Annotated in this window: 19 protein-coding genes and 1 tRNA gene; 14 read left to right on the forward strand and 6 right to left on the reverse strand. The window is 50.5% G+C overall.

All coding sequences use genetic code 11. The features are described from left to right. The coding region (locus P1P86_11920; GenBank protein ID MDF1575885.1) for a 3'-5' exonuclease at positions 1-419 on the forward strand (419 nt) is incomplete at its 5' end. A gap of 197 nt (positions 420-616) precedes the next feature. Here the strand turns inward: P1P86_11920 and P1P86_11925 are convergent. Beyond that, positions 617-690: transfer RNA gene (locus P1P86_11925), tRNA-Met, on the reverse strand. Between the two features lie 148 nt (positions 691-838). Between P1P86_11925 and P1P86_11930 the strand changes: the two genes are divergently transcribed. The 3 genes from P1P86_11930 to P1P86_11940 are packed head-to-tail and all read left to right on the forward strand — an operon-like array spanning position 839 to position 4,244. Further along, positions 839-2,785 (forward strand): cation:proton antiporter, encoded by a 1,947-nt coding sequence (locus P1P86_11930; GenBank protein ID MDF1575886.1) that lies wholly within the window; start codon positions 839-841, stop codon positions 2,783-2,785. Positions 2,786-2,788: 3 nt separating this feature from the next. Then, positions 2,789-3,346, forward strand: coding sequence for a hypothetical protein (locus tag P1P86_11935; GenBank protein MDF1575887.1), 558 nt, complete (start codon positions 2,789-2,791; stop codon positions 3,344-3,346). A 13-nt stretch (positions 3,347-3,359) separates the two neighbouring features. Further along, positions 3,360-4,244, forward strand: a complete 885-nt coding sequence (locus P1P86_11940; protein ID MDF1575888.1) for a homocysteine S-methyltransferase family protein — start codon at positions 3,360-3,362, stop codon at positions 4,242-4,244. A 14-nt stretch (positions 4,245-4,258) separates the two neighbouring features. On the opposite strand, the gene P1P86_11945 is transcribed toward P1P86_11940, so the two are convergent. The 5 genes from P1P86_11945 to P1P86_11965 all read right to left on the reverse strand — a co-directional run bounded on the left by P1P86_11945 (position 4,259) and on the right by P1P86_11965 (position 10,454). Continuing rightward, complete coding sequence (locus tag P1P86_11945) at positions 4,259-5,488, reverse strand: VCBS repeat-containing protein (GenBank protein ID MDF1575889.1); 1,230 nt, start codon at positions 5,486-5,488, stop codon at positions 4,259-4,261. A 48-nt stretch (positions 5,489-5,536) separates the two neighbouring features. Continuing rightward, complete coding sequence (locus P1P86_11950; protein MDF1575890.1) at positions 5,537-8,098, reverse strand: TonB-dependent receptor; 2,562 nt, start codon at positions 8,096-8,098, stop codon at positions 5,537-5,539. Continuing rightward, on the reverse strand, positions 8,049-8,933 hold the full coding sequence (locus P1P86_11955; protein MDF1575891.1) for a FecR domain-containing protein: 885 nt from the start codon (positions 8,931-8,933) through the stop codon (positions 8,049-8,051). Before P1P86_11955 ends, P1P86_11950 begins: the two co-directional genes overlap by 50 nt. After that, positions 8,933-9,418 carry a sigma-70 family RNA polymerase sigma factor gene (locus P1P86_11960; protein MDF1575892.1) on the reverse strand — a complete coding sequence of 162 codons (486 nt, stop codon included), beginning with the start codon at positions 9,416-9,418 and terminating at the stop codon, positions 8,933-8,935. The genes P1P86_11955 and P1P86_11960 overlap by 1 nt, the downstream gene beginning before the upstream one ends. A 118-nt stretch (positions 9,419-9,536) precedes the next feature. Next, the gene (locus P1P86_11965; protein ID MDF1575893.1) at positions 9,537-10,454 is read right to left on the reverse strand and encodes a hypothetical protein; all 918 of its coding nucleotides are present in this window, start codon (positions 10,452-10,454) and stop codon (positions 9,537-9,539) included. Between the two features lie 228 nt (positions 10,455-10,682). Here P1P86_11965 and P1P86_11970 point away from each other — a divergent pair, with 228 nt between their 5' ends. The 10 genes from P1P86_11970 (at position 10,683) to P1P86_12015 (ending at position 20,887) form a co-directional block, all read left to right on the forward strand. Next, positions 10,683-11,360: a TonB-dependent receptor plug domain-containing protein gene (locus P1P86_11970; GenBank protein ID MDF1575894.1), complete on the forward strand. Its 678-nt coding sequence runs from the start codon at positions 10,683-10,685 to the stop codon at positions 11,358-11,360. 99 nt (positions 11,361-11,459) lie between these two features. After that, positions 11,460-12,134: a TonB-dependent receptor plug domain-containing protein gene (locus P1P86_11975; protein MDF1575895.1), complete on the forward strand. Its 675-nt coding sequence runs from the start codon at positions 11,460-11,462 to the stop codon at positions 12,132-12,134. A gap of 35 nt (positions 12,135-12,169) precedes the next feature. Then, positions 12,170-12,880: a GDSL-type esterase/lipase family protein gene (locus tag P1P86_11980; GenBank protein MDF1575896.1), complete on the forward strand. Its 711-nt coding sequence runs from the start codon at positions 12,170-12,172 to the stop codon at positions 12,878-12,880. Positions 12,881-12,915: 35 nt separating this feature from the next. Continuing rightward, entirely contained in the window at positions 12,916-14,046 is a 1,131-nt protein-coding gene (locus tag P1P86_11985; GenBank protein ID MDF1575897.1) for a hypothetical protein, read from the forward strand. Positions 14,047-14,071: 25 nt separating this feature from the next. Further along, positions 14,072-14,557 carry a GNAT family N-acetyltransferase gene (locus tag P1P86_11990; protein MDF1575898.1) on the forward strand — a complete coding sequence of 162 codons (486 nt, stop codon included), beginning with the start codon at positions 14,072-14,074 and terminating at the stop codon, positions 14,555-14,557. Between the two features lie 54 nt (positions 14,558-14,611). After that, the gene (locus P1P86_11995; GenBank protein ID MDF1575899.1) at positions 14,612-15,817 is read left to right on the forward strand and encodes a hypothetical protein; all 1,206 of its coding nucleotides are present in this window, start codon (positions 14,612-14,614) and stop codon (positions 15,815-15,817) included. A 19-nt stretch (positions 15,818-15,836) separates the two neighbouring features. Continuing rightward, positions 15,837-17,252, forward strand: coding sequence for an MBOAT family protein (locus tag P1P86_12000; GenBank protein ID MDF1575900.1), 1,416 nt, complete (start codon positions 15,837-15,839; stop codon positions 17,250-17,252). A 2-nt stretch (positions 17,253-17,254) separates the two neighbouring features. Then, complete coding sequence (locus P1P86_12005; GenBank protein MDF1575901.1) at positions 17,255-18,313, forward strand: hypothetical protein; 1,059 nt, start codon at positions 17,255-17,257, stop codon at positions 18,311-18,313. Between the two features lie 166 nt (positions 18,314-18,479). After that, the gene (locus P1P86_12010) at positions 18,480-19,916 is read left to right on the forward strand and encodes an MATE family efflux transporter (protein ID MDF1575902.1); all 1,437 of its coding nucleotides are present in this window, start codon (positions 18,480-18,482) and stop codon (positions 19,914-19,916) included. A 176-nt stretch (positions 19,917-20,092) separates the two neighbouring features. After that, the gene (locus P1P86_12015; GenBank protein MDF1575903.1) at positions 20,093-20,887 is read left to right on the forward strand and encodes a glycyl-radical enzyme activating protein; all 795 of its coding nucleotides are present in this window, start codon (positions 20,093-20,095) and stop codon (positions 20,885-20,887) included. Positions 20,888-20,909 lie beyond the last annotated feature (22 nt).

Here is a 20,909-nt window from a genome sequence, read left to right on the forward strand (position 1 = left end):
ATATTGAAGGATCACTTGATCGCATATTTCTCCTTATTAATCCAAAAATCGAGTTTAAGAAAGGTGAGATTAATCTAATGTCTATTCATAAATCTAAAGGACTTCAGGCAGAATATGTATTTATTGTGGGATTAGTAAGTGGTATTTTACCTAACAAGAACCGTGGACTTGATACAATCGAAGCTCAGCGGAGACAGTTATATGTTGGAATGTCAAGAGCTCGAAAGGAGCTCTATATTATCTCAAATACCTACTGGGAAGCTGAATATATTCATACGGTAGATGCTCAGCAATTTAAATGTGCATATTGGATCAAAAGTAAACCAAAAAAATACGCTGGGAAGATTTCTTCTTTTCTTGGAGAGTTAGTGGAAAAACCGGAAGCGTTGACCATCCTTCGCCGGAATGAGATAATTTAGATAAACTTCAGAATACCAAGGCATATAGTTGATCAACCAGATCGGCCTGAAGTGGTCATCTTGCTAGTTTGTTCCATCTACTTGAGAGGACTACTATTTTGATGAAGATTTTGTCAGAATCAGACAAAACCTAGCACAAACCTAGCACAAAAGAAAACCACCTATACAAATGTGTGTATAAGTGGTTGATTATTAAGTAGCGAGAGGGAGAATTGAACTCCCGACCTCATGATTATGAATCATGCGCTCTAACCATCTGAGCTACCTCGCCATCATGTTTTTGGAACCGGGTCGCGTACCGGACTCTTTCGGGCTGCAAATATATAATTTTTTTGGATTTACAGCAAAGGGATTCAGACCGGGAGTTAGTCGCGGGGTTTTCGTATATTACAAAATGCAAGCATTGGAAGAAGTCAATGATGGGAATTGTTTCGGATAAATTGGATGCTGTCTGGCAATTGATTATATACCTGGGGGCCTTCGGGATCGTGGCTGTGGCGGCTGGGAAAGTGGCCAGGGTATTTCAAAAGGTAAAGCTGCCGCTGATCACCGGATTCCTGATTATCGGCCTGTTTTCAGGTCCGGAGGTACTTGGACTGATTGAAAAGGAGGCGCTTTCAGAGCTTGGTTTTGTCAATGAAATAGCCCTGGCATTTATTGCTTTTGCAGTGGGTTCGGAACTATACCTGAATGAGCTTCGGAGCAGGATGAAGAGCATAATCTACATGATGATCACGCAGGTGATCATCACCTTCATTCTGGTTAGCCTGGCCATGTTCCTTCTTCTCGATCTGATCCCATTTGCCGGGGAGATGAAAGCGGCAGCGCGGATTACTGTTGCGATGCTGGCCGGAACCATTGCCATTGCCCGCTCGCCCGCTTCTGCCATTGCCATTATCAATGAACTGCGTGCCAGGGGGCCTTTTACACAAACAACTCTTGGGGTGACCGTTTTAAAGGACTTCGGGGTTATTATTTTTTTTGCGATTATTTTCACGCTTTCCAAATCCCTGGTCCGGGAAACGGCATTCAGGCCCATATATATTTTGCAGGTTTTGCTTGAACTGCTGGCTGCATTTGGTTTGGGTTTCGTGGTCTGGCTGATGCTCCGGGCCATCCTGTCGCTGAAGGGAATGGTTCCATTGAAAAAGGGCCTGGTGCTCCTGACAGGTTTTTTAGTTTATCTTTTCACCAAACTGGCGGGGGATTATTCCGGCATGCACGGGGGACCGGAACTTCATATCGAACCACTGCTGATCTGTATTATTGGGAGTGTTCTGGTGACCAACTATTCGGTTTACCGGAATGATTTTACCAGGATCGTCAAGGAGCTGGGACCTTATGTGTATATCCTTTTTTTCACCCTAACCGGTGCCATGATCTCCCTGGAGGTGGTGGCTGCCCTGTGGTTTATCACCCTGATTATATTTGGTGTTCGGCTGGTCTCCCTGTTCCTGGCTGGATTCAGCGGTAGTGCACTGGCCGGGGATCCTTCCATTTTCAGAAGAGTATCCTGGATGCCCTATGTGACTCAGGCCGGGGTAGGAGTTGGACTGGCTACGATTATTGCTGTCGAATATCCCGGATGGGGAACTGAGTTTGCAACAATCATGATCTCCGTGATCGTGTTAAACCAGATAGTGGGTCCCCCCCTGTTTAAGTGGGCGCTTCACCTGGTTGGTGAGGTTCACGTAAGGTCCGACGGAAGTTATGATATGCAGCGGAAGGTGCTGATTTTCGGATGGGAGAATCAATCCCTGGCGCTGGCCAGCCAGCTGCGCAAGCAAAACTGGGAGGTGGAATTTGTGGTGACGGACCCCACCGTGGAGGCGATCGGGAACAAGGAGTTTCTGGTTCATGAGTTTTTGGGAACAGACCATCTGTCTTTAAGAAAATTCAATACAGAGAGTGCCGATACCATTCTCTGCCTCCTGTCGGATGAACTTAACTATGCTATTTGCGAAACAGCATATGAACATTTTGGTACCAGAAATCTGATTGTCAGACTGAATGACCGGGAGTACTACAAGAAATTTCACCAGATCGGGGCGATGGTGATCGATCCGCCCACGGCCATGGTTTCCCTGATGGAACATTTTGTAAGATCGCCCATTGCCACCTCCCTGTTACTGGGAATGGATGAGAGTCAGGATTCCATTGATATTGAACTGAGGAACTCGGATTTCCACGGCCTGACCCTGCGGGATTTTCGACTTCCCTCCGATGTGATCATCCTGTCGGTGACACGGGGCGATCACCCGATCATTTCCCATGGCTATACCCGGCTTCGGCTGGGCGATGTGGTTACCCTGGTGGGTTCTAATGAGAGCCTGGACAGGGTCAGACTTAATTTGCAAGGATATTAGACGATGAAAAGCAGATCTTACCTGATAACGATGATACTGCTGCTGGCGGGAAGCTCCTGCAGCCACAAATATGACGCAGGAACACTGGGCCTGGAGTTTTATCAATGGAACCTGTGGCAGGATACCGGGGCGGATCCGGGAAATGAGCTGCCTTCCTGCGGCTGGGAGGAGCTGCATCGCGGAATGGGTTTGCTGGTAAGGATCCCGGCAACCATTGAGGAACATTTCCCGGGAACGGAAGAGCCGGGTGTTTACTGGTACCATTGCAGGTTTACGCTTCCCGAACAATGGGATGGCAGGCCTGTCTCGCTGATTTTTAAAGAAACGGGTCCGACAGCTTTCGTATTTCTGAATGAGATACGGGCGGGTTTTTTCCAGGGAGAGGAGGGGGTCTTTGAGCTGGATGTATCAGAAAGTATTTTTTATACCAGGGACAACCATCTCAGCCTGAGGATCAGCACTTCCGGGGGAGTAAAGTCGGGGAAGCATTCAGGTATTAGCGGTACCGTCCTGGTTCAGCCGGCCACCGGTAAAGAGGAGATCCGGAAACTCACAGAATAAAATCCAAGGAGTTATGGGAATCATATTGAATAAAATTGAAGAGAGAAGGGTCCTGGTATCGGATGGTGCCTGGGGGACCTTCCTGCACCAGAAGGGCTTAAAGTCGGGCGAATGCCCGGAACTCTGGAACCTGGACCGTCCCGGGGATGTGCTGGATATCGCCCGTTCGTATGTGGAGGCGGGTGCAGATATCATACTGACCAACAGCTTTGGCGGTAGTCCGTTGAAACTGGAGAGGTACGAACTGGAAGACCGGTGCTACGAACTGAACAGAAGTGCTGCTGAGATTTCAAAAAGAGCAGCGGGTAACAGGGTCCTGGTGATGGGCTCCATGGGTCCCACCGGCAAGATGGTGATGATGGGAGAGGTAAATCCGCAAGAGGTATATAAAGGTTTCAGGGAGCAGGCCAGAGGGCTGGCCGACGGCGGGGCCGACGGGATTGTCATCGAGACCATGAGCGATCCCGAGGAGGCGCGGATAGCGATCGAGGCCGCCAGGGAAGCAACTGAGCTCGATATTGCCTGTACCTTTACTTTTTCCTGGAACCAGGACGGAGCCTACCGGACCATGATGGGTACCGATGTGGGAGCCTGCATGGAGATGGCCAGATCGGCCGGTGCGGCCATCATAGGGGCCAATTGCGGGAACGGGACCGCCGGGATGATCGAGATCGTCAGGGAGATTCGGGCACTGGATGCTTCCATACCGGTGCTGGTCCAAGCCAATGCCGGGCTGCCGGTCTACCGGGACGGGAAGACGGTATTTCCCGAATCGGCCGGCGAAATGGCTTCGCAGATAAAAGAGCTGGTAGCAGCTGGTGCAAATATTGTGGGCGGGTGCTGCGGGACCACGCCGGAACATATCCGGCGCATGGTACAGGTTATCAGTGGCCTGTAATAAATCCGGACGGTTTATTTGATCACTTCGTTGCGCCAGAGGTCCAGGTGGTAGGAGGGACCGTCGGCATTCCAGACTTTGGAGACAATATCTATATCGCCATCGCCATCTACATCGCCCAGCTGGGCATCGTGCCAGCCCGGGTTGTCCAGGTGGATGATATATGGTGTGAACTGAGGGAGCCTGGCCCCGTTACTGTACCAGATCACCCCCCGTTCTTTGAGTCCCCGGGGCTTCATGGCCACCAGTCCGTCGCTCTCCATATAGACATCGGGGTCTTCCTGTTCACCTGCAAAAATATCGGGAAAGCCATCCAGGTTGAAATCGGCCACTCCCAGGGAGTGAAAGGACCCGGTGCCCTCTGTATCTCCGCTGCGGGCAGGCGGATCGGGCAGCTGGAAGGAGGTCCATGATTTCTCTTCTCCCCCGTTTTTTACCCAGTAAACATGAGATCCTCCGGTGTCGCAGTGACTGTATACAATGTCATTGATCCCGTCGCCATCCACATCGGTGATCCATGACCGGGTGCTCCGGCCATAGGAGGCATGGGGAACCGGCACAAAGGGCCAGAGGTGTTCTTCCCAGCTTCCCGTGCCATCCCCGGGATTTTCGTACCAGAATCCGGGTATAATTACATCCGGGTCCCCGTCTCCATCCAGGTCTCCGTGGCCGCATGGTGCTGTGCCGCCATGGTCGTGGTGCCCCGAGCTGATGATGTGCTCGCGCAGGGTATTGGAGGTGTTGTACCAGGCCAGTTTGTTTCCATCGTAAACCAGGATATCCATCTCCCCATTTCCGTTGATATCGACCGTGGCCGCATCGTGCCCGCCGGCCTTGATCAGGGAACCTTTCCAGGGAACATCGGGATAGTCGGCCAGGATCCCGGGATTCCTGAACCAGATTCCATTGAACATCACATCCATCCATCCGTCGTGATCGATATCGATGGGGGTGCTCCCCAGGGTATTGGCGAAGGTCTCACCGGAACCCACCAGGTGCTGGATCCAGAGAGAGTCGTTGATTCGTTCATACCAGTAAGCAGACAGGGTATTTCGTCTGGAAATGGCCACATCCAGGTCGCCGTCGCCATCATAGTCTGCCAGGGCGGGGCCACCGGTCCCCCAGGATGATCCGGGAAGCACCGGGTCAATGCTAAAGTGCCTCCAACGGGCTTGGGATTGCTCCTGGGACTTCAGGGGTGAAATGGCCAGGGCAAAAAGAGAAAGAAAGGTCAGGATTTTCATGGATGAACTGCTTTCCAATAAAAGTAAGCAAATCTTCAGAAAACTCCTCTAAAAGGACATGTTCATGTAAAGGGTGGGGGTGAAGGGAACCGCCTCGGCATGGATGCTGATGCTGGTGGTCTGGGAATCGGGGATCAGGATCACATTGGAGTACTTGATGTTCTCGTGATTGAATACATTCAGTACCGAGATCCCGGCCTCGAAGTGGTAATTCTTCACGTTCAACCGGTAGATCAGGGCCAGATCGAGCCGGTTGTAGGGATAGCGCTCTTCCTCCACGTAGTTATCCACCAGGTCTTCTATGCTTGCCAGGGGAGTACGGAACCCGGAACCATATACATAGTTGGCGGAGAGGAAGAAGGGACTGAAATTCAGCAGGAGGGCCCCTTTGATCTCGTGGCGCTGGTCCTGGGGGGCAAAGCGGTAATCCACCTCATCGGGCATGTAGGGGAAGTGTTCTTCGGTTCTGCTCCAGGTATAGGAGGCCCATACCTCGTGTTTCCGGAAATACTGTTTTACCAGCAGGTCCGTCCCGTACATGCGGGCATCCCCCTGGTAGACTTCCTGGATCCCCTCCCTCCAGAGATCCACGTGGCGGGCGATCCCGCTGGTCGTTTTATAGAAACTCTCCACTCCCAGGGTGAGGCCTCCGCTCCGGAAGGTGAGCCCGCCTGCCAGGTGATTGGCTTTCAATACCGGAACATCTGTGTTATTGCTGATCTCCCATAAATAACTGCTGTTGCCCAGTTCGTCGATCACCGAGGTCTGGGAAATAAACTGCCTGTAGATGCCTGCGGCACCATTCAACCTCCAGCGATCGCCCAGGTCGAAGGAAAGCTGGATCCTGGGCTGGAGGTAGATCTGCTCGAGCTGGACGGGATAGTCGATCCGGATACCGGGCCGGATGCTCAGCCTGGGTCCGGGCCGGATCTCATCCTGCAGGAACATCCCTACGCGGTGCGACTGCTCGGCTGAACTGCTGACCGTGTTCTCCAGACTGTTTTTCCGGAATGCCACACTTTCATAGGTATAGTTCAGGCCCGTTTCGAGCATTTGCCGTTCCGAGAGGGGGATGCGGGTTTTATTTTTGATGCTGTATTCAAGAACATCATTGTAAAACAGGGCCTCCCGCGATGGCAGCATGTTTCCTCCTATGCCCGCGTTGCGGGTAACGATCTGTTTTTCAAAAAGCTCCCTGTTCAGGCCTGATATATTCATGGAAAGATGGCTGTTCACCCCCTTGTTCCAGGTCCTTCCATAGAAAGCCGATCCGCCCCGCTGCCGGTTCTTTTCCTGCACTTCCTGGGAGATGCTCACGATATTCCGCTCCTGTTCCACTTCGTAGGAAAACTGGTCTCTGCCATCGTAGAGACTGATGAAATAATCGTCGCCCCGGCCGGAGGTTCCGGCATATTTCAGGTTGAAATCGCGGAAGAGATAGTCGGGATAGACATTGATGTCGTACCTCCCTCCGCCCGGCCGGCTCCCGCTGATGATATTCAGGTCCTCCGCATCCAGCAGATTGTAGTAAGTTTGCCGGTAAGCAAAGGTCAGGGACGAGCGCTCGGTCAGGGGCACCCCGGCCATGCCGTTTATCGTCATGTTGTTGATGTTCAGATTTATGGAAGGCTTGTGGACCGAACCGTTGATCCCCGAGATGTCCACGCCCCCCCCCACCCGGTTGTCGTATTCGGCCGGGTAGCCCCCCTTGAGCACCTTGATATCCTTGGCCATATAGGGGTTCACAAAACTGATGTTGTCGTTGAAGTTCTTCAGACCGAAGATCGTGAAGCCATCGAACATAATCTTGCTATGCCCCGAATAGCTTCCCCAGATGATCAGTTCGGTGGAGCGCTCGCCGGAGGCCAGGATGCCCGGTTGGAGGCGCAGAAAATTAAATACGGCATTGTCGCCGTTGCCCGGCAGCCGGTAGGCAATTTTGTGATTCAGCCGGATAATCCCGGCTTCTTCCCCCGACTGTCCCGATCGCTCAATGAGGCTTCCTTCCACCACCACCTCTTTCAGTCCGATGACCGAAGGGGTGAGCCCGAGAAGGTAAACAGTTCCCGGAGAGAGGATCGTGTCCTGTATATAATATCCCAGGTAGGAGATGGTCAGATGAAAGAGGGAGTCGCCTGAAACAAAGGAGAAATTCCCATTAACATCGGTCACCACTCCCGATTTATTGATGATGACATGCGAATAGGGAAGGGTTTCCCCCGTTTTGGAATCGACCACCCTTCCCGCCAGGCGATAGGTTTTTATCTCTTCAGGGGGAAGTATCCTGTAGATCGTAAAGACCTTCCCGATCTGTTTGAACTCCAGGGGAAAATCTTTGATCAAAAAGCGGATGGCCTGCTCCGGACTTTCGAAACGATTATCTGCTGTAATCTGATACGAGGAAAGTAAACGGTCGTCGAAGGATAGCTGAACCCCGTAATCCTTCACCAGGCTCAAAAGCACCTGGTTGAGAGGCAGGTCTTCTGCATGAATCTCTATGGATTGGCCGTATAGCCGGACTTGAGAAAACAGAACCGAAATCAGCAGGAACCCGATGATTCTATTCACCGGAAGGATAGACCAGATATGTGTTCCCGTTCTGACGTTCATATTCCAGATCAAAGGGCAGGCAGAGCAAAGATAAGATATTCTCTACCGGTTGATTCAGGGAAAAATTCCCCGAATATACCTGCTGCATCTCCACTGGTGTTTCAATAACAATGCCAAACTGACGTTCGATCTCTTCAAACACAAGTCGCAGGGAAGTGGAGGCGAACATAATCAGGTTCCCGGTCCACCCGGGAGTGTCGGGAGTATGTTTAAGCTGGGTCACTGAAAATCCACCTGAAGGTTTCAGCACACTTCTCTCACTGGGCGAAAGGTTTATGGAACTTCCTGAGATAGATTCGCTTACGCGGACCCGGCCGGTATGGCAGGTCACCATATAATCCCTTCCCCGTGCAAATACATTAAAGGTGGTTCCCAGGACCTCGGTAGTCGCAAAAGAAGATACTACCCGGAAGATTTTTCCTTTTTCCACGCTGAAGAAAGCCTCACCCTCCAGTTTTACTTCCCTGGAGATAAACCACCAGTAAGGGTGATAGGAGAGACGGGTGGAGGCATTGAGCTCCACATCAGAGCCATCGGGAAGCTGCAGGGAAGTATGAACTCCCTCGGGGCAGAAGGTTTTCACGGTATAAAATCTCAAAAAAGCGGAAACAGAAAGAAGGAGAAGGAAGGAGGCGGCCATGGCCAGCCACTGCCTGCGGGGCAGAAGAGGCCGCACCAGAACCGGTGAGGCTTCCTCCCGGGTCAGCTGTTTTTCAAGATGATCCCACACCTCTCCCTGACTCTTTTCCCAGGCAATTTTTGAATGGGAAAAGAACAGATCAGAAAGTCCGTCCGGATCAATCTTTTTATTCTTATGTATGTTCTCCTGTATCATCAGGTAAGTAATTCTTTTCTTAATCGTGCCAGTGCCCTGGAAACCCTTTTCTCCACGGCTTTGACACTAATGGATAGTCTTGTTGCAATCTCCTGGTAACTAAGCTCCTCGGTCCTGCTCATCAGAAAGGTGATTCGCTGGTTTTCAGAAAGCTTCATCAGCACTTTTTCATATTTCTCCTCCAGCTCCCGGTATTGAAGTTCCTCTTCCGGCGTGCTGTCGTTCGGTTCGAAACGGATCTGTGAGGGAGCCTCTTTCCGGAGCTTTTCTCTCCGGGTAAAACTCACAAACAGGTCGCCTGCTATTTTATAAAGAAGGCCCGTATCCTTCCCGGCTTGCAGATCCATCTGTTTTTCCCAGACTCTCATAAAGGTATCCTGTGCCAGATCGGTCGAGACCGTTGTATCCCCGCTGCGATAATAGAGAAATCTTCTGATATCTTCAAAATAGAGATCGAATAGGGTTTTAAACTGCTCCTTGGTCACGGGTTCTGCTTCTGATTGCTGTACAAAACTACATAATGTCAATGAACTTTTTTAAATAGGAGACCGGTTTTCGGATTGAATCCCGGCCTCCATGCTTCCAATTAACCAACCTTATGATTTACCACCAGCCCTTATTCTGCTTCATATGTTTGTTATGGCGCTGGAATCCTTTTCCAAACTGGCCACTATTCAATTCGATCTCTTCGGTCACTCCATCCTTGCTTACCTGGGCAATGTTGTCGCATTCACCCGTGCCATAGTCGATGGTCATGGTCTCACCGTCCCTGGTGATCTCCGCGATCCCGCTCAGGGGCCACCTGCATGAACGGTCTATCAGTAAGGGTTCCATGGTGGTTTTTGCAAAGCGGAGTTCATCGTTGACGGTGATGCTTCCATTGCGGCTCAGCAGGAGCAAATCATCGCTAACTTCAGGTGTTTCGAAGCCTTCCAGCCACTCTCTCTCACCGGAGAATTCCCGTACGATGGTAAACAGCTCTCCCTGATTTTCAAAGGTCGTGGTGGACAGCGACTCGAAGGAGATGACCCAGTGGTCCGATTCATTGAGGCCCTCGTTGGTATAAGTGGCGGTTTTTGAAATCTCCCTTTGCCCCATAGTCAGGTTCTCAAAGGTCACTGTATAAACGGCTCCTTCATTGAGGATGGTATCTGTCATGTGGATACTTACAATCCCTTTTTTCTCCAGTCCCATTCTTCCTGTACAACCTTCACTGTAATTGATGGTAATGGTTTTGGGAAATTCATCGCTGTCAACGGTGACCGTTGCACAGGGAGGAAAATTGTTCCCAAAGAAAAGGTGAGATCCTCCCACCATCATTCCGCCCTCGAGCATATGTCCGCCAAACCTGGCTGAGGAAATATCACTCTCGAGGGCTTCTGCCGATTTCAGGTCGGCCACTTCCTCTTCGGCCATGGTTATGTTCCCGTCCAGTTCATCAAAGCTGGTACCAGACTGTTCACAGGCGGCAATAAAGAGGGCTGCGATCAGCCCAATTGCGAGCATCCATTTCTTATTCATCACGTATTTTTTTTTGTTAGTAAAACTGTTGACTATACTCCTATACCGTTTATACGGCGAAATACCCTACCTGAAAAACACGTTTTTTAAAACTAAACGCCGGATTTATGCAGCACAGTTCTTTTTGAAAATAAGTGTCCGAGGGGATAGGGTGTTTTTGTATTTGTGCATCCTCTTATACAGAGATGTTGCTAAATACATTATATTTCTACTATAAAACCTGATACCATGAGAACTTTAGCCCTGATTGCTGCCTGCTTACTTTTTTCTCTCCCCTCCTTTGCCCAGACCCGGGTGGTAAAGGGGAAGCTGACTACCTTTAACCAGTACCCGGTGCAGAATGTGGAGATCGCTTCCAAAAAGGCCAAATCCACTGTAATGACCGACTCGCTGGGCCAGTTTGAAATCGTTTGTATGGAAAAGGATGTGATTTTGATTAAGGCCAAAGTGTTCCAGGCGCTGAGTAAGAAGGTGGATGCCGGGGACGACTATGTTTCGGCCAACCTGATTTTCAGGGACACTCCCAGGAACCGTGAGATTGCCACCGGACTGGGTTATATCTCACATGAAAATCTCACCTTTGCCCTGGCCCATATGGCCGATGAAAACAATGACTTTTGCAACTACAGTGATGTTTTCACCCTGTTGAAGGGGAAGTTCCCGGGTGTTCAGATCAAGACCAATTCGCTTGGCTCCGATGGTGTTTTTGTGAGGGGGGATAAATCGTTGTACGGGGATAATGAAGCCATTTATGTGGTAGACGGAGTCAGAGTGAGCGATATATCTTTTGTGAATCCCTGTGAAATGTCGACCATAGATGTCCTGAAGGATGGCGGGGCTGCCCTCTACGGATCCCAGGGCGCCAACGGGGTGGTAGTTATCGAAACCAAAGGGCACCGGGAATAGGTACGGCGGGTTTCCGGTACTATCTTCCTTATTATTACCGGTTTTTTAAACCATTGGCCCGGAAAAGGGTCTAATAATTTGAACTAAAATTACAAGCAGATGCGTTCCCTGATTCCTGTCATATTCGGCCTCTTATTCTCCTCGGTGACTTTAGCCCAGACGCGGGTGATTTTTGGAGAACTGACCGCCTATAATAAATACCCGGTTGCGAATATCGAGGTGAAGGCCCAGAAGAGCAAGGCTTCTACCAGATCGGACAGTCTTGGCAACTTTTCCCTGGTCTGCCAGGAGAAAGATCAGATTAAGATCAAAGCTGAGACTTTTAAAACGGTGAGCCGGAAAGTAGACAAGAATACAGGCGATACTATTCGTATCAACCTGGTCTTTATGGACTCAAAAAAGAACAGGGACCTGGCCATCGGATACGGCTATATGGAGAAGGAGGATCTGACCTTTGCGGCGGATCATATGCAGCAGGAGAACAACGAGTATTGCAATTTTTCGAATGTATATGAATTACTGAAGGGCAAGTTCCCGGGTGTGGCCGTAGATGGCACCACCGGTTCCTACCGCGTTTTTATCCGGGGGGCCCAGTCGATTAACAGCTCCAGTGAGGTTCTTATGATTGTCGATGGCTCGACCGCCGCCAGCATTGACGGGCTGAATCCCTGTGATATCAAATCCATCGATGTTATCAAGGATGGCATGGCCTCTATGTACGGTTCCAGGGGGTCCAATGGTGTTATATTAATAGAAACTAAGCGGGGCCATTGATTTTTTGATTTATTTTGGGTAGAAAACTATGGATTATGCTCAGAATGAATTTCTACTGTGGCACGGCTCTTCTAAGCCTGCTGTTCTTTTTTAGCTCTTTCTCTTCCCCTGGCCAATCGGCCCCCTCGAATGAGATCCTCAAATGGGAGCAGGATATGGCGGTCTTCGATTCACTTAATCTTGCGGAACACTCCGATGCCAATACCCTGCTGGTGACCGGCAGTTCCAGTGTACGTTTGTGGGACTCGATCCACCGGGACCTGGCTCCTTACCAGCTTATGCAAAGGGGTTACGGCGGTGCCAAACTGACCGATTATAATTATTATGCCGAACGCATCATAAAACCGCATGCCTTTAAGGCTATTGTGGTTTTTGTCGCCAATGATATTGCTGGTGAAGAGAGCGACCTTCCTCCCAGGGAGGTCAGGCGGCATTTTCAGGACCTGATGGAGCAGGTGCGGATGAGAAATCCCGGCACGCCGGTCTGCTGGGTGGAGGTAACGCCCACCCCCAGACGCTGGCATGTGTCGCAGCAGATCCGGGAGGCCAGCAGGCTGATCGAGAAATATTGTAATCATCACAGGGACCTGCATTTCATAAACACCTATGATTATTTCCTGACTCCGGAGGGCTTGCCCGACTCTGCCTTATTCAGGGAAGATATGCTGCATCTGAACAGAAAGGGCTACCTGCTCTGGGCAAATATTATCAAAGCGTCGCTTGAGGAGGCCGGGATCAATCCCTGATTTTAAATTCGGAGCAAGCTTCCTATATTAGGGGGATGAAAGAGAGACGCACCCTGCTCAGCTATCATGATCTGACCGTGGAGGTCGAGACTACTCCCGGGAAGGAGCTGCTGGACCATATGCATCAGACTGTCATGGGTCAGCCCGGGGGCCTTCAATACCATCACACAGACCTGGAGGACAGGATGAAATCCGGCGATGAGAATTATTTTATGTATCTCCGGAAGTCGGGTAAGATGCTGGGTTCGGTGGGTTTTGTCGGCAAACCGGGCCATACCGGGGGCGTGGCGCATGACAGCTGGCTGATCCGTTACTTTTCCATCAAGGCACCGATAAAAGGAGTTCCAAAAAAGAGGAAAAGCAAAGAGGATCTGCAGGATGAGAATAAGCGGAAAACGGTTCTGGGGCGTTTTATTCAGCCTGTTTTTGCCCAGCCACACCTTTTAAGGGAAGGCGAGAGCCGGAGCAATCCGCCATCCGTCATATTCGCCGTGATTGACCAGACCAACCTTCGGTCCATGAATTTCAGCACCCAGATGGGACTAGAAACCATTGGTTCTCTGGCAGGTTTCAGCTTCAGCCGCCTGCGTCCCCGCAGGTCCGGCAGGATTGAACCCGTGGAGGAAAGTGAGCGGGGAATCATCCTGGCTCAGATCAGGGAGTATTATAAGGATTATTCGCTCTTTTACCCGGATTCCATATTTAAGAACAACGACTACTATGTGATCAAAAAGGGGGGAAAGATGGTGGCAGGTCTGCAGATCTACCAGGTAAGCTGGAAAATTGTGGATTTTGGAAGCCGGCTGGCCAACCGTTCGGCGGGACTGCTCTCCTTAATCCCCGGACTGAGAAAGCGAGTCAATAAAAAGGAGCTCAGCTTCCTGGCTTTTGATGCGATCTACTGCGAGCCCGGAAATGAAAAGCGCCTCTACGAGCTGATGGAGGGGGTGCTTGAACGAAACGGCCACTATATGGCCATGATCATGATGGACCAGAAATCTGATTTATACCGGATTTTCAAAAGTCAGAAAAGACTGGGTTTGCTGCATAAAGTAATGGGGACCCATTTTGCCGATATCAGGGTGCGTTTTAATTTTTTGCCCGAGGAGGTGCAGCAGCAGTTTTATGAGCGGCCTACCTACATACCTACCTACGATAACTCCTGAACCTGCCATGACAAAATCTGCCAGTATGCATTCATTTATCATCCGGGAAGCTCAAAAAGAAGATGTTCCGCTGATCCTCGATTTTATAAAGAAACTTGCTGAATATGAGCGACTATCCCATGAGGTGGTGGCCACTGAAGCGGACCTGGAGAAATATCTCTTCGGAGACGAAAGGGTTGCCGAAGTAGTGATCGGCTATGAAGGGGAGCTGCCGGTGGGTTTCGCTCTGTTCTTTCATAACTTCTCCACTTTCCTGGGTAAACCGGGGATCTACCTGGAGGATCTGTTTGTTCTGGAAAGCCACCGGGGAAAGGGGTATGGGAAGCTTCTGCTGGCCAGCCTGGCTGCCCGGGCCCTGGAGCGGGACTGCGGCAGGCTGGAATGGGCGGTACTGGACTGGAATACGCCCTCCATTGAGTTTTATAAGTCGCTTGGAGCCAGGATGATGGATGAGTGGATTGTGAACAGAATGACCGGTGATAGTCTGGTAAAACTTGCCAGTAAATATTGACAATCGGGAAAAAATCCTATTTTGTCAGTCCAAACTACCACTAAACCAGCCTTGATGGAGATTGTTGTCAGACCGGTATGCTCACGAAGCGATCTCCGGAAATTCATTCATTTGCCTGCTAAAATTCATAAGAACCACCCGAACTGGATCCCTCCTCTCTATGCCGATGAGTGGGAGTTCTTTAATGAGAAGAAGAACAAATCCTATGAGTACAGTGATGTGATCCTGCTGCTGGCTTTCCGTGGAAAAAAGCTGGTTGGAAGGATCATGGGACTGATCAATTACAAATACAACGATATTCATAAGGAAAAAAATGCCCGCTTCAATTTTCTGGAGACCTGGGACGACCTGAAGGTAAGCCGGGTACTGCTCTGCCATCTGGAGGAGTGGGCCAGGATGAAGGGCATGAAGAAGCTGGTGGGCCCCCTTGCCTTTTCGGATAAGGATCCTCAGGGTTTCCTGATCGAGGGATTTAAAGAACCCATATCCATCGCCGCGCACTGCAACTACGAGTATATGGTGGACCACCTGAAGGCGCTGGATTTTCAAAAGGATATTGACCTGGTGGTTTATAAAATAAAGATACCGGAGAAAACACCGGATCTTTATATGAAGGTGGCTGAACGTGCCCGGCGTAATAATCCCGGGATTGAATTGTTGGAATTCACCAGGCGCAGGGATCTGAAGCCGTGGATCAGGCCCATTTTTAGTCTGGTTAATGATACCTTCACCCAGATCTACGGGTTTATGCCCTTTACCCTGGAGGAGATGGACGATTTTGCCAACCGTTACCTGCTGATCATGGATCCCCGCCTGATCAAGGTAGTGGTGAATGAACGCGGCGAGGCGCTTGCCTTTGTCATTGGCATGCCCGATATCAGCAGGGGAATCCAAAAATCGAAAGGATACCTGATTCCTTTTGGAATTCTGCATATCCTGGTGGCCGGCCGCCGCAGCAGGCAGCTGAACCTTCTGCTGGGTGCCGTTCACCCCGACTATCAGAACAGGGGGCTCGATACCCTGATGGGATCGGCCATGCTGGATTCGGCCAGGAAGCAGAAGATGGAATATATCGACAGCCATCTGGAGATGGAGAGCAATACCAAGGTGAGGGCCGAAATGGAATATATGGGCGGAAAGGTTTACAAAAGATACCGGGTCTATGGAAAGGAACTCTCCAGAAATAACAGGAAGCCGGAGGCAGGTACCGGTGAAGTGCAGGCCAGGGAGGCGGATATGCTGCTGACTCCGCGTGAGTAAGCACAAATGAGCAGGACAGATGCTGTTTAATACGATCGATTTTGCGATTTTTCTTCCCCTGGTAGTCCTTCTTTACTATCTGATTCCCTCTTCCCTCAGGTGGACACTTCTGCTGGCTGCCAGCTACTATTTTTATATGAGCTGGAAAGTGGAGTATATTTTTCTCATTATTGCCTCCACCCTGGTTGATTATATCAGCGGACTAAGAATGGGGAAGCTGCCCGACCGGAGATCCCGGCTACCCTGGTTGATTTTGAGCCTGTGTGTAAACCTGGGCCTGCTCTTCTCTTTTAAATATTTTAATTTCGCCACCGAAAATCTCAACCTCCTTTTTCAGAAGGTGGGTCTCTCCAGGGAGATACCCGTGATGAACCTGCTGCTTCCAGTGGGAATATCTTTTTACACCTTTCAGACACTGAGCTACTCCCTGGATGTCTATTCCGGGCGACAGAAAGCCGAAAGGCACCTGGGTTATTTTGCTCTCTATGTCTCCTTTTTTCCCCAGCTGGTGGCCGGCCCCATCGAGCGTCACTCCAGACTGGCACCCCAGTTCCGGACCAGGCAGATCCTGAGCTATGAGAACCTGGCCAATGGACTGAGGCTGATTCTCTATGGACTCTTTATCAAGATGGTGATTGCGGACAATGTTTCAGGAATTGTGGACCAGGTCTATGCCCATCCGGAGAATTTTACTTCCCCGGATATCCTGAAGGGCGTTCTGCTTTACTCTTTTCAGATCTACAGCGACTTCTACGGCTATTCCACCATAGCCATTGGAAGTGCACTGCTCCTGGGAATCCGGATCATGGATAACTTTAAAACCCCGTACCTGGCAAAAAGTATTGCAGAGTTCTGGCAACGCTGGCACATTTCCCTTTCGACCTGGTTCAGGGATTATCTCTATTACCCTCTGGGCGGGAACCGGGTTTCCAGGCAGAGATGGGTGCTGAATATCCTTTTGGTGTTCTTAATCAGCGGGCTCTGGCACGGGGCCAGCTGGACCTTTCTGATCTGGGGGCTCTTATTCGGACTGCTCTATCTGCTGGAAAGGCTGGTGAACAGGACCCTGAAACTCCGGAAAGTGCATTCAGCTTACTCAGCCGGGCATCTGCTGCTGGCTCTGAAGACCTGGCTGCTGGTCACCATCCTCTGGGTGTTTTTCCGGAGTCAGAGTTTCGGGGGGGCCATGGACATGTTCAGGATGCTTTTTCACAACAATCCTGCGGATTCGCGCTTCCTGGCTGTTCCGGCAAGTACCTGGATCTTTCTCCTGATCTTTCTGGCCAGCGATATGATTCTTTATAACAGGCGATTCGACCGCTGGGTGGGCGGATTGCCCTTTATGCTCAGATGGCTGGTATACGGAGTGCTGCTTTTCGGTATTATTGCATTTGCGGGGGTGGAGCATTTTCCCTTTATCTATTTTCAGTTTTAGAAATGAAGAGAGAAAACCTGAAACATATCATCCTGCGTTTTGCTTCCTTGCTGCTTCTTCTCTGGGGAATGAACCTTCTCTATAAGCAGTTCTTTTTTGAAAGAGACCTGCAGCGTTATTCACCCATCATCAACCTGGTCCGGGAGGTCCCCCCGGATGCAGCTGTCATTTACCTGGGAGAATCGTCCAATAATACCTCTTATGCGGATGATCAGGATACGCGGAAGATCTCGGATTTTATTGCGGATTATTATCCGGGACTGGGCTTGTATGATCTGACCAAGCCCGCGGCGCACGCAGGCATTTTCAGGGTTTTGCTGGAGCAGATGCCTGAAGAGAGTGAAGTGGAGACGCTTATCGTTACCATGACCCTGCGTTCCTTTAATGCCCAGTGGATCCATTCCCCCCTGGAGACTTCCCTGCAGAAGAGCCTGGTACTGCTGAGGCCATACCCGCCCCTGGTAAACCGCTTTTTTCTGTCCTTTAAAGCTTATGAGATTAAAAGCCGGGAGGAGCGCGAGCAGGATTTTAAAAAGCAATGGGAGAAAGATAAATTGCATTTTCCCTATGAGTTTCCACATGAAGATGTAGCCAGATGGGATCGCTGGATGGCTTACCGGGGCATTCCGGATGAATCGGGGGAGATCGACCAGGCAAAAACAGAATTGGCCTGTCACTATATAAAAGCTTATGGATTTCAGATTGATACCCTTCATAATCCGCGAATTGCCGATTTTGACAGGATCGTGGAACTTGCCCGGGAGAGAGGATGGAAGCTGGTGTTTAACCTGATGGCCGAAAATATGGAAAAAGCCCGGGAGCTGGTTGGAGAGGATCTGATTTTTCTGATGAACCAGAACAGGGAGCTGCTGAAGGACTATTACGGATCCAGGGGAGTGAGGGTGGTGGACAATCTCTCCATCGTGGAGGATGAGCAGTTTATCGACCGGGAGTGGACCACCGAACACTATGCTGAAAAGGGCAGAAAGGCCATTGCCCGGCAGGTGGCCGGAGAACTGCGTATCTGGTATCCCGGGCTTTACAGGGATCCCGGATACTGATTTTTTCCGGATAGATTTTGAAAAATTGGATGAATGGCTTACTTTTGAGGCTTATTCCTGAGAGAACATGAGGATTATTGGAATTATAAGCGTGGACCGAACTCCGCTGTTTTCATAAGCGGGTCCCTCAACACTGTCTTCATTTCCAACCAGTAATTCTCCTTTCATGTTACTTTCCATATTCAAAACACTTTTTTCAAGAACATTCTTTCGTGAGTTCTATAGCGATCTGTGCGAATCCCTGGCCGGTTCGGAACGGGATTTCACCCAGATCCCCCTGAGCAAGGCCATTTTGCTTCTCAGTATTCCCATGGTCCTGGAGATGATCATGGAGTCGGTCTTTGCCCTGGTGGATATCTTCTTTGTTTCCCGCCTTGGGGCAGAAGCTGTGGCGACCGTGGGGATCACCGAGTCACTGATGACCATTATCTATGCCATCGGGATCGGCCTCAGTGTGGGGACCACGGCGCTGGTGGCCCGGAGAATCGGGGAAAAACGCCCCGAACAGGCTGCGGTAGCTGCCGTACAGGCCATTACCACCGGAGTGGCTGTTTCCCTGGTTTTTACGGCTGTCGGAATCTTTTATTCCAAAGATCTGCTTCGCTTGATGGGCGCCTCGGAGGAGACGGTTCAGATGGGCTATATGTACCCGGCCATTATGCTGGGGGGTAACATGGTGATCATACTTCTGTTCATCATCAATGCGGTTTTCCGGAGCAGCGGGGATGCTGCTATTTCCATGCGGGTACTGTGGCTTGCCAATATCCTGAATATAATCCTGGACCCTTTGCTGATCTTCGGGATCGGTCCCTTTCCCGAAATGGGCATCCGGGGTGCGGCTGTGGCCACCAATATTGGCAGGGGCGTGGCGGTTCTTTACCAGCTCTACCTGCTGGGGAAGGGAAAGCACAGGGTGCAGGTCAGGGCCAGCCAGATTGTGATCAGGGTCAAAGAGATGATGCAGCTGGTGAAACTCTCCCTGGGAGCCATCGGACAGTATCTTATTGCCACTTCCTCCTGGGTTGTCCTGGTGTGGGTGGTTACCAGTTTGGGAGAGGAGGTGGTGGCCGGCTATACCATTGCCATCCGGATCATCCTCTTTGCGCTGCTTCCTGCATGGGGACTGGCTAATGCTGCAGCCACGCTGGTGGGGCAGAACCTGGGGGCCAAAAAGCCCGATCGGGCCGAACGTTCCGCCTGGGTGGTGGGAATTGCCAATATGATGTTCCTGGGCCTGGTATCCATCATCTTTATCGCCATTCCGGATGCTTTCATCGGAACCTTTATCGATGCTGCCAGTGAACCGGTGGTTATGCAGAGCGGGGTTACCTGCCTGCGCGTGATCAGTTTCGGGTTTTTCGTATATGCCCTGGGCCAGGTCATGGTGAATGCCATTAACGGAGCCGGTGATACAGCTACGCCCATCTGGATCAATTTCATCGCTTTCTGGGTCTTGGAGATCCCTCTTGCCTTTCTTTTTGCAAAGGTGATGGGGCTGGATATTCACGGGGTATGCTATGCCATTCTGATCGCCGATACTACGCTTACGCTGATTGCACTGGCCGTGTTCCGGAGGGGAAAATGGAAGCTGAAGGTGGTGTAGTTTTTTTTGTAACTTTGAGTACTATGAGAGAAGCGGCTGTATATAGCAACCTTTACCATGATTTTGGTAAAGCACTTTTCGAGTGCTGGATCTTTTATCATTGATCCGGGAACCACCCTCCGGTTCCCCTGTTTGCTTTCTGTTTTCTGATTCCACTACTTATTTTTCGCGCTTTTATGGTGACCATTTTTGATATCAAACGCTTTGCGGTACATGACGGGCCCGGGATCCGGACCACGGTCTTTCTGAAGGGATGCCCCCTTCGGTGTGCATGGTGCCATAATCCGGAAAGCCAGGAGATGGAACCGGTAACTGTTGATATTACAAGAAAGGTGAACGGGAAAAAGCTGGCAGGAAAAAGAATATACGGGGAACGAATGGAGCTGGATCAGCTGACCGAGAAGCTTCTGAGAGACGTGCCCTTTTATGAGGAGTCGGGCGGAGGGGTCACATTCTCGGGGGGAGAACCGCTTATGCAGGCTGAAGGGCTCCTGAAGCTGCTGGAGGCCTGCAAGATGCATGGCCTTCACACCTGCGTGGATACTTCAGGCTATGCCGGCTGGGAACAATTCGAAGCTATCCTGCCCTTCACAGATCTTTTCCTTTTCGATCTGAAGCATATGGACCCGGAGCTCCATGTCAGGTATACCGGGGTGGAAAACGGACTCATACGCTCCAATACAGATAAGTTGCTGGAGCAGGGAGCAGAGGTGATTTTCAGAATCCCTGTAATACCTGGGATCAATACTTCCGACAGGGAGCTTTCTGAAATGATCCGTTTTCTGAAGGAGCGGGCAGAAAAAATGACAGAAGTGCACCTGCTTCCCTATCACCGGATTGCCAGTAATAAATACCGGCGCCTGCATATGAAGGAGCATCTTGCGGATGCGATTGAACCTGATCAGCAGATGATGCATCAGTTAAAAGAAAAATTCAGGCAGACAGGTCTGGAAGTGATAATCGGGGGGTAAACCAGATGATGCCCGGGCATAA

Source organism: Bacteroidales bacterium (assembly GCA_029210725.1).
Classification (GTDB): domain Bacteria; phylum Bacteroidota; class Bacteroidia; order Bacteroidales.

Bases quoted from the DNA above. Each gene is read 5' to 3' on its own strand.
- P1P86_12000 (MDF1575900.1), top strand. From the start codon at position 15,837: ATGCTGTTTAATACGATCGATTTTGCGATTTTTCTTCCCCTGGTAGTC.
- P1P86_11965 (MDF1575893.1), bottom strand. From the start codon at position 10,454: ATGAATAAGAAATGGATGCTCGCAATTGGGCTGATCGCAGCCCTCTTT.
- P1P86_12015 (MDF1575903.1), top strand. From the start codon at position 20,093: ATGGTGACCATTTTTGATATCAAACGCTTTGCGGTACATGACGGGCCC.
- P1P86_11975 (MDF1575895.1), top strand. From the start codon at position 11,460: ATGCGTTCCCTGATTCCTGTCATATTCGGCCTCTTATTCTCCTCGGTG.
- P1P86_11985 (MDF1575897.1), top strand. From the start codon at position 12,916: ATGAAAGAGAGACGCACCCTGCTCAGCTATCATGATCTGACCGTGGAG.
- P1P86_11940 (MDF1575888.1), top strand. From the start codon at position 3,360: ATGGGAATCATATTGAATAAAATTGAAGAGAGAAGGGTCCTGGTATCG.
- P1P86_11930 (MDF1575886.1), top strand. From the start codon at position 839: ATGGGAATTGTTTCGGATAAATTGGATGCTGTCTGGCAATTGATTATA.
- P1P86_11950 (MDF1575890.1), bottom strand. From the start codon at position 8,098: ATGAACGTCAGAACGGGAACACATATCTGGTCTATCCTTCCGGTGAAT.
- P1P86_12010 (MDF1575902.1), top strand. From the start codon at position 18,480: ATGTTACTTTCCATATTCAAAACACTTTTTTCAAGAACATTCTTTCGT.
- P1P86_11980 (MDF1575896.1), top strand. From the start codon at position 12,170: ATGCTCAGAATGAATTTCTACTGTGGCACGGCTCTTCTAAGCCTGCTG.
- P1P86_11970 (MDF1575894.1), top strand. From the start codon at position 10,683: ATGAGAACTTTAGCCCTGATTGCTGCCTGCTTACTTTTTTCTCTCCCC.
- P1P86_11995 (MDF1575899.1), top strand. From the start codon at position 14,612: ATGGAGATTGTTGTCAGACCGGTATGCTCACGAAGCGATCTCCGGAAA.
- P1P86_11990 (MDF1575898.1), top strand. From the start codon at position 14,072: ATGCATTCATTTATCATCCGGGAAGCTCAAAAAGAAGATGTTCCGCTG.
- P1P86_11945 (MDF1575889.1), bottom strand. From the start codon at position 5,488: ATGAAAATCCTGACCTTTCTTTCTCTTTTTGCCCTGGCCATTTCACCC.
- P1P86_11955 (MDF1575891.1), bottom strand. From the start codon at position 8,933: ATGATACAGGAGAACATACATAAGAATAAAAAGATTGATCCGGACGGA.
- P1P86_11935 (MDF1575887.1), top strand. From the start codon at position 2,789: ATGAAAAGCAGATCTTACCTGATAACGATGATACTGCTGCTGGCGGGA.
- P1P86_12005 (MDF1575901.1), top strand. From the start codon at position 17,255: ATGAAGAGAGAAAACCTGAAACATATCATCCTGCGTTTTGCTTCCTTG.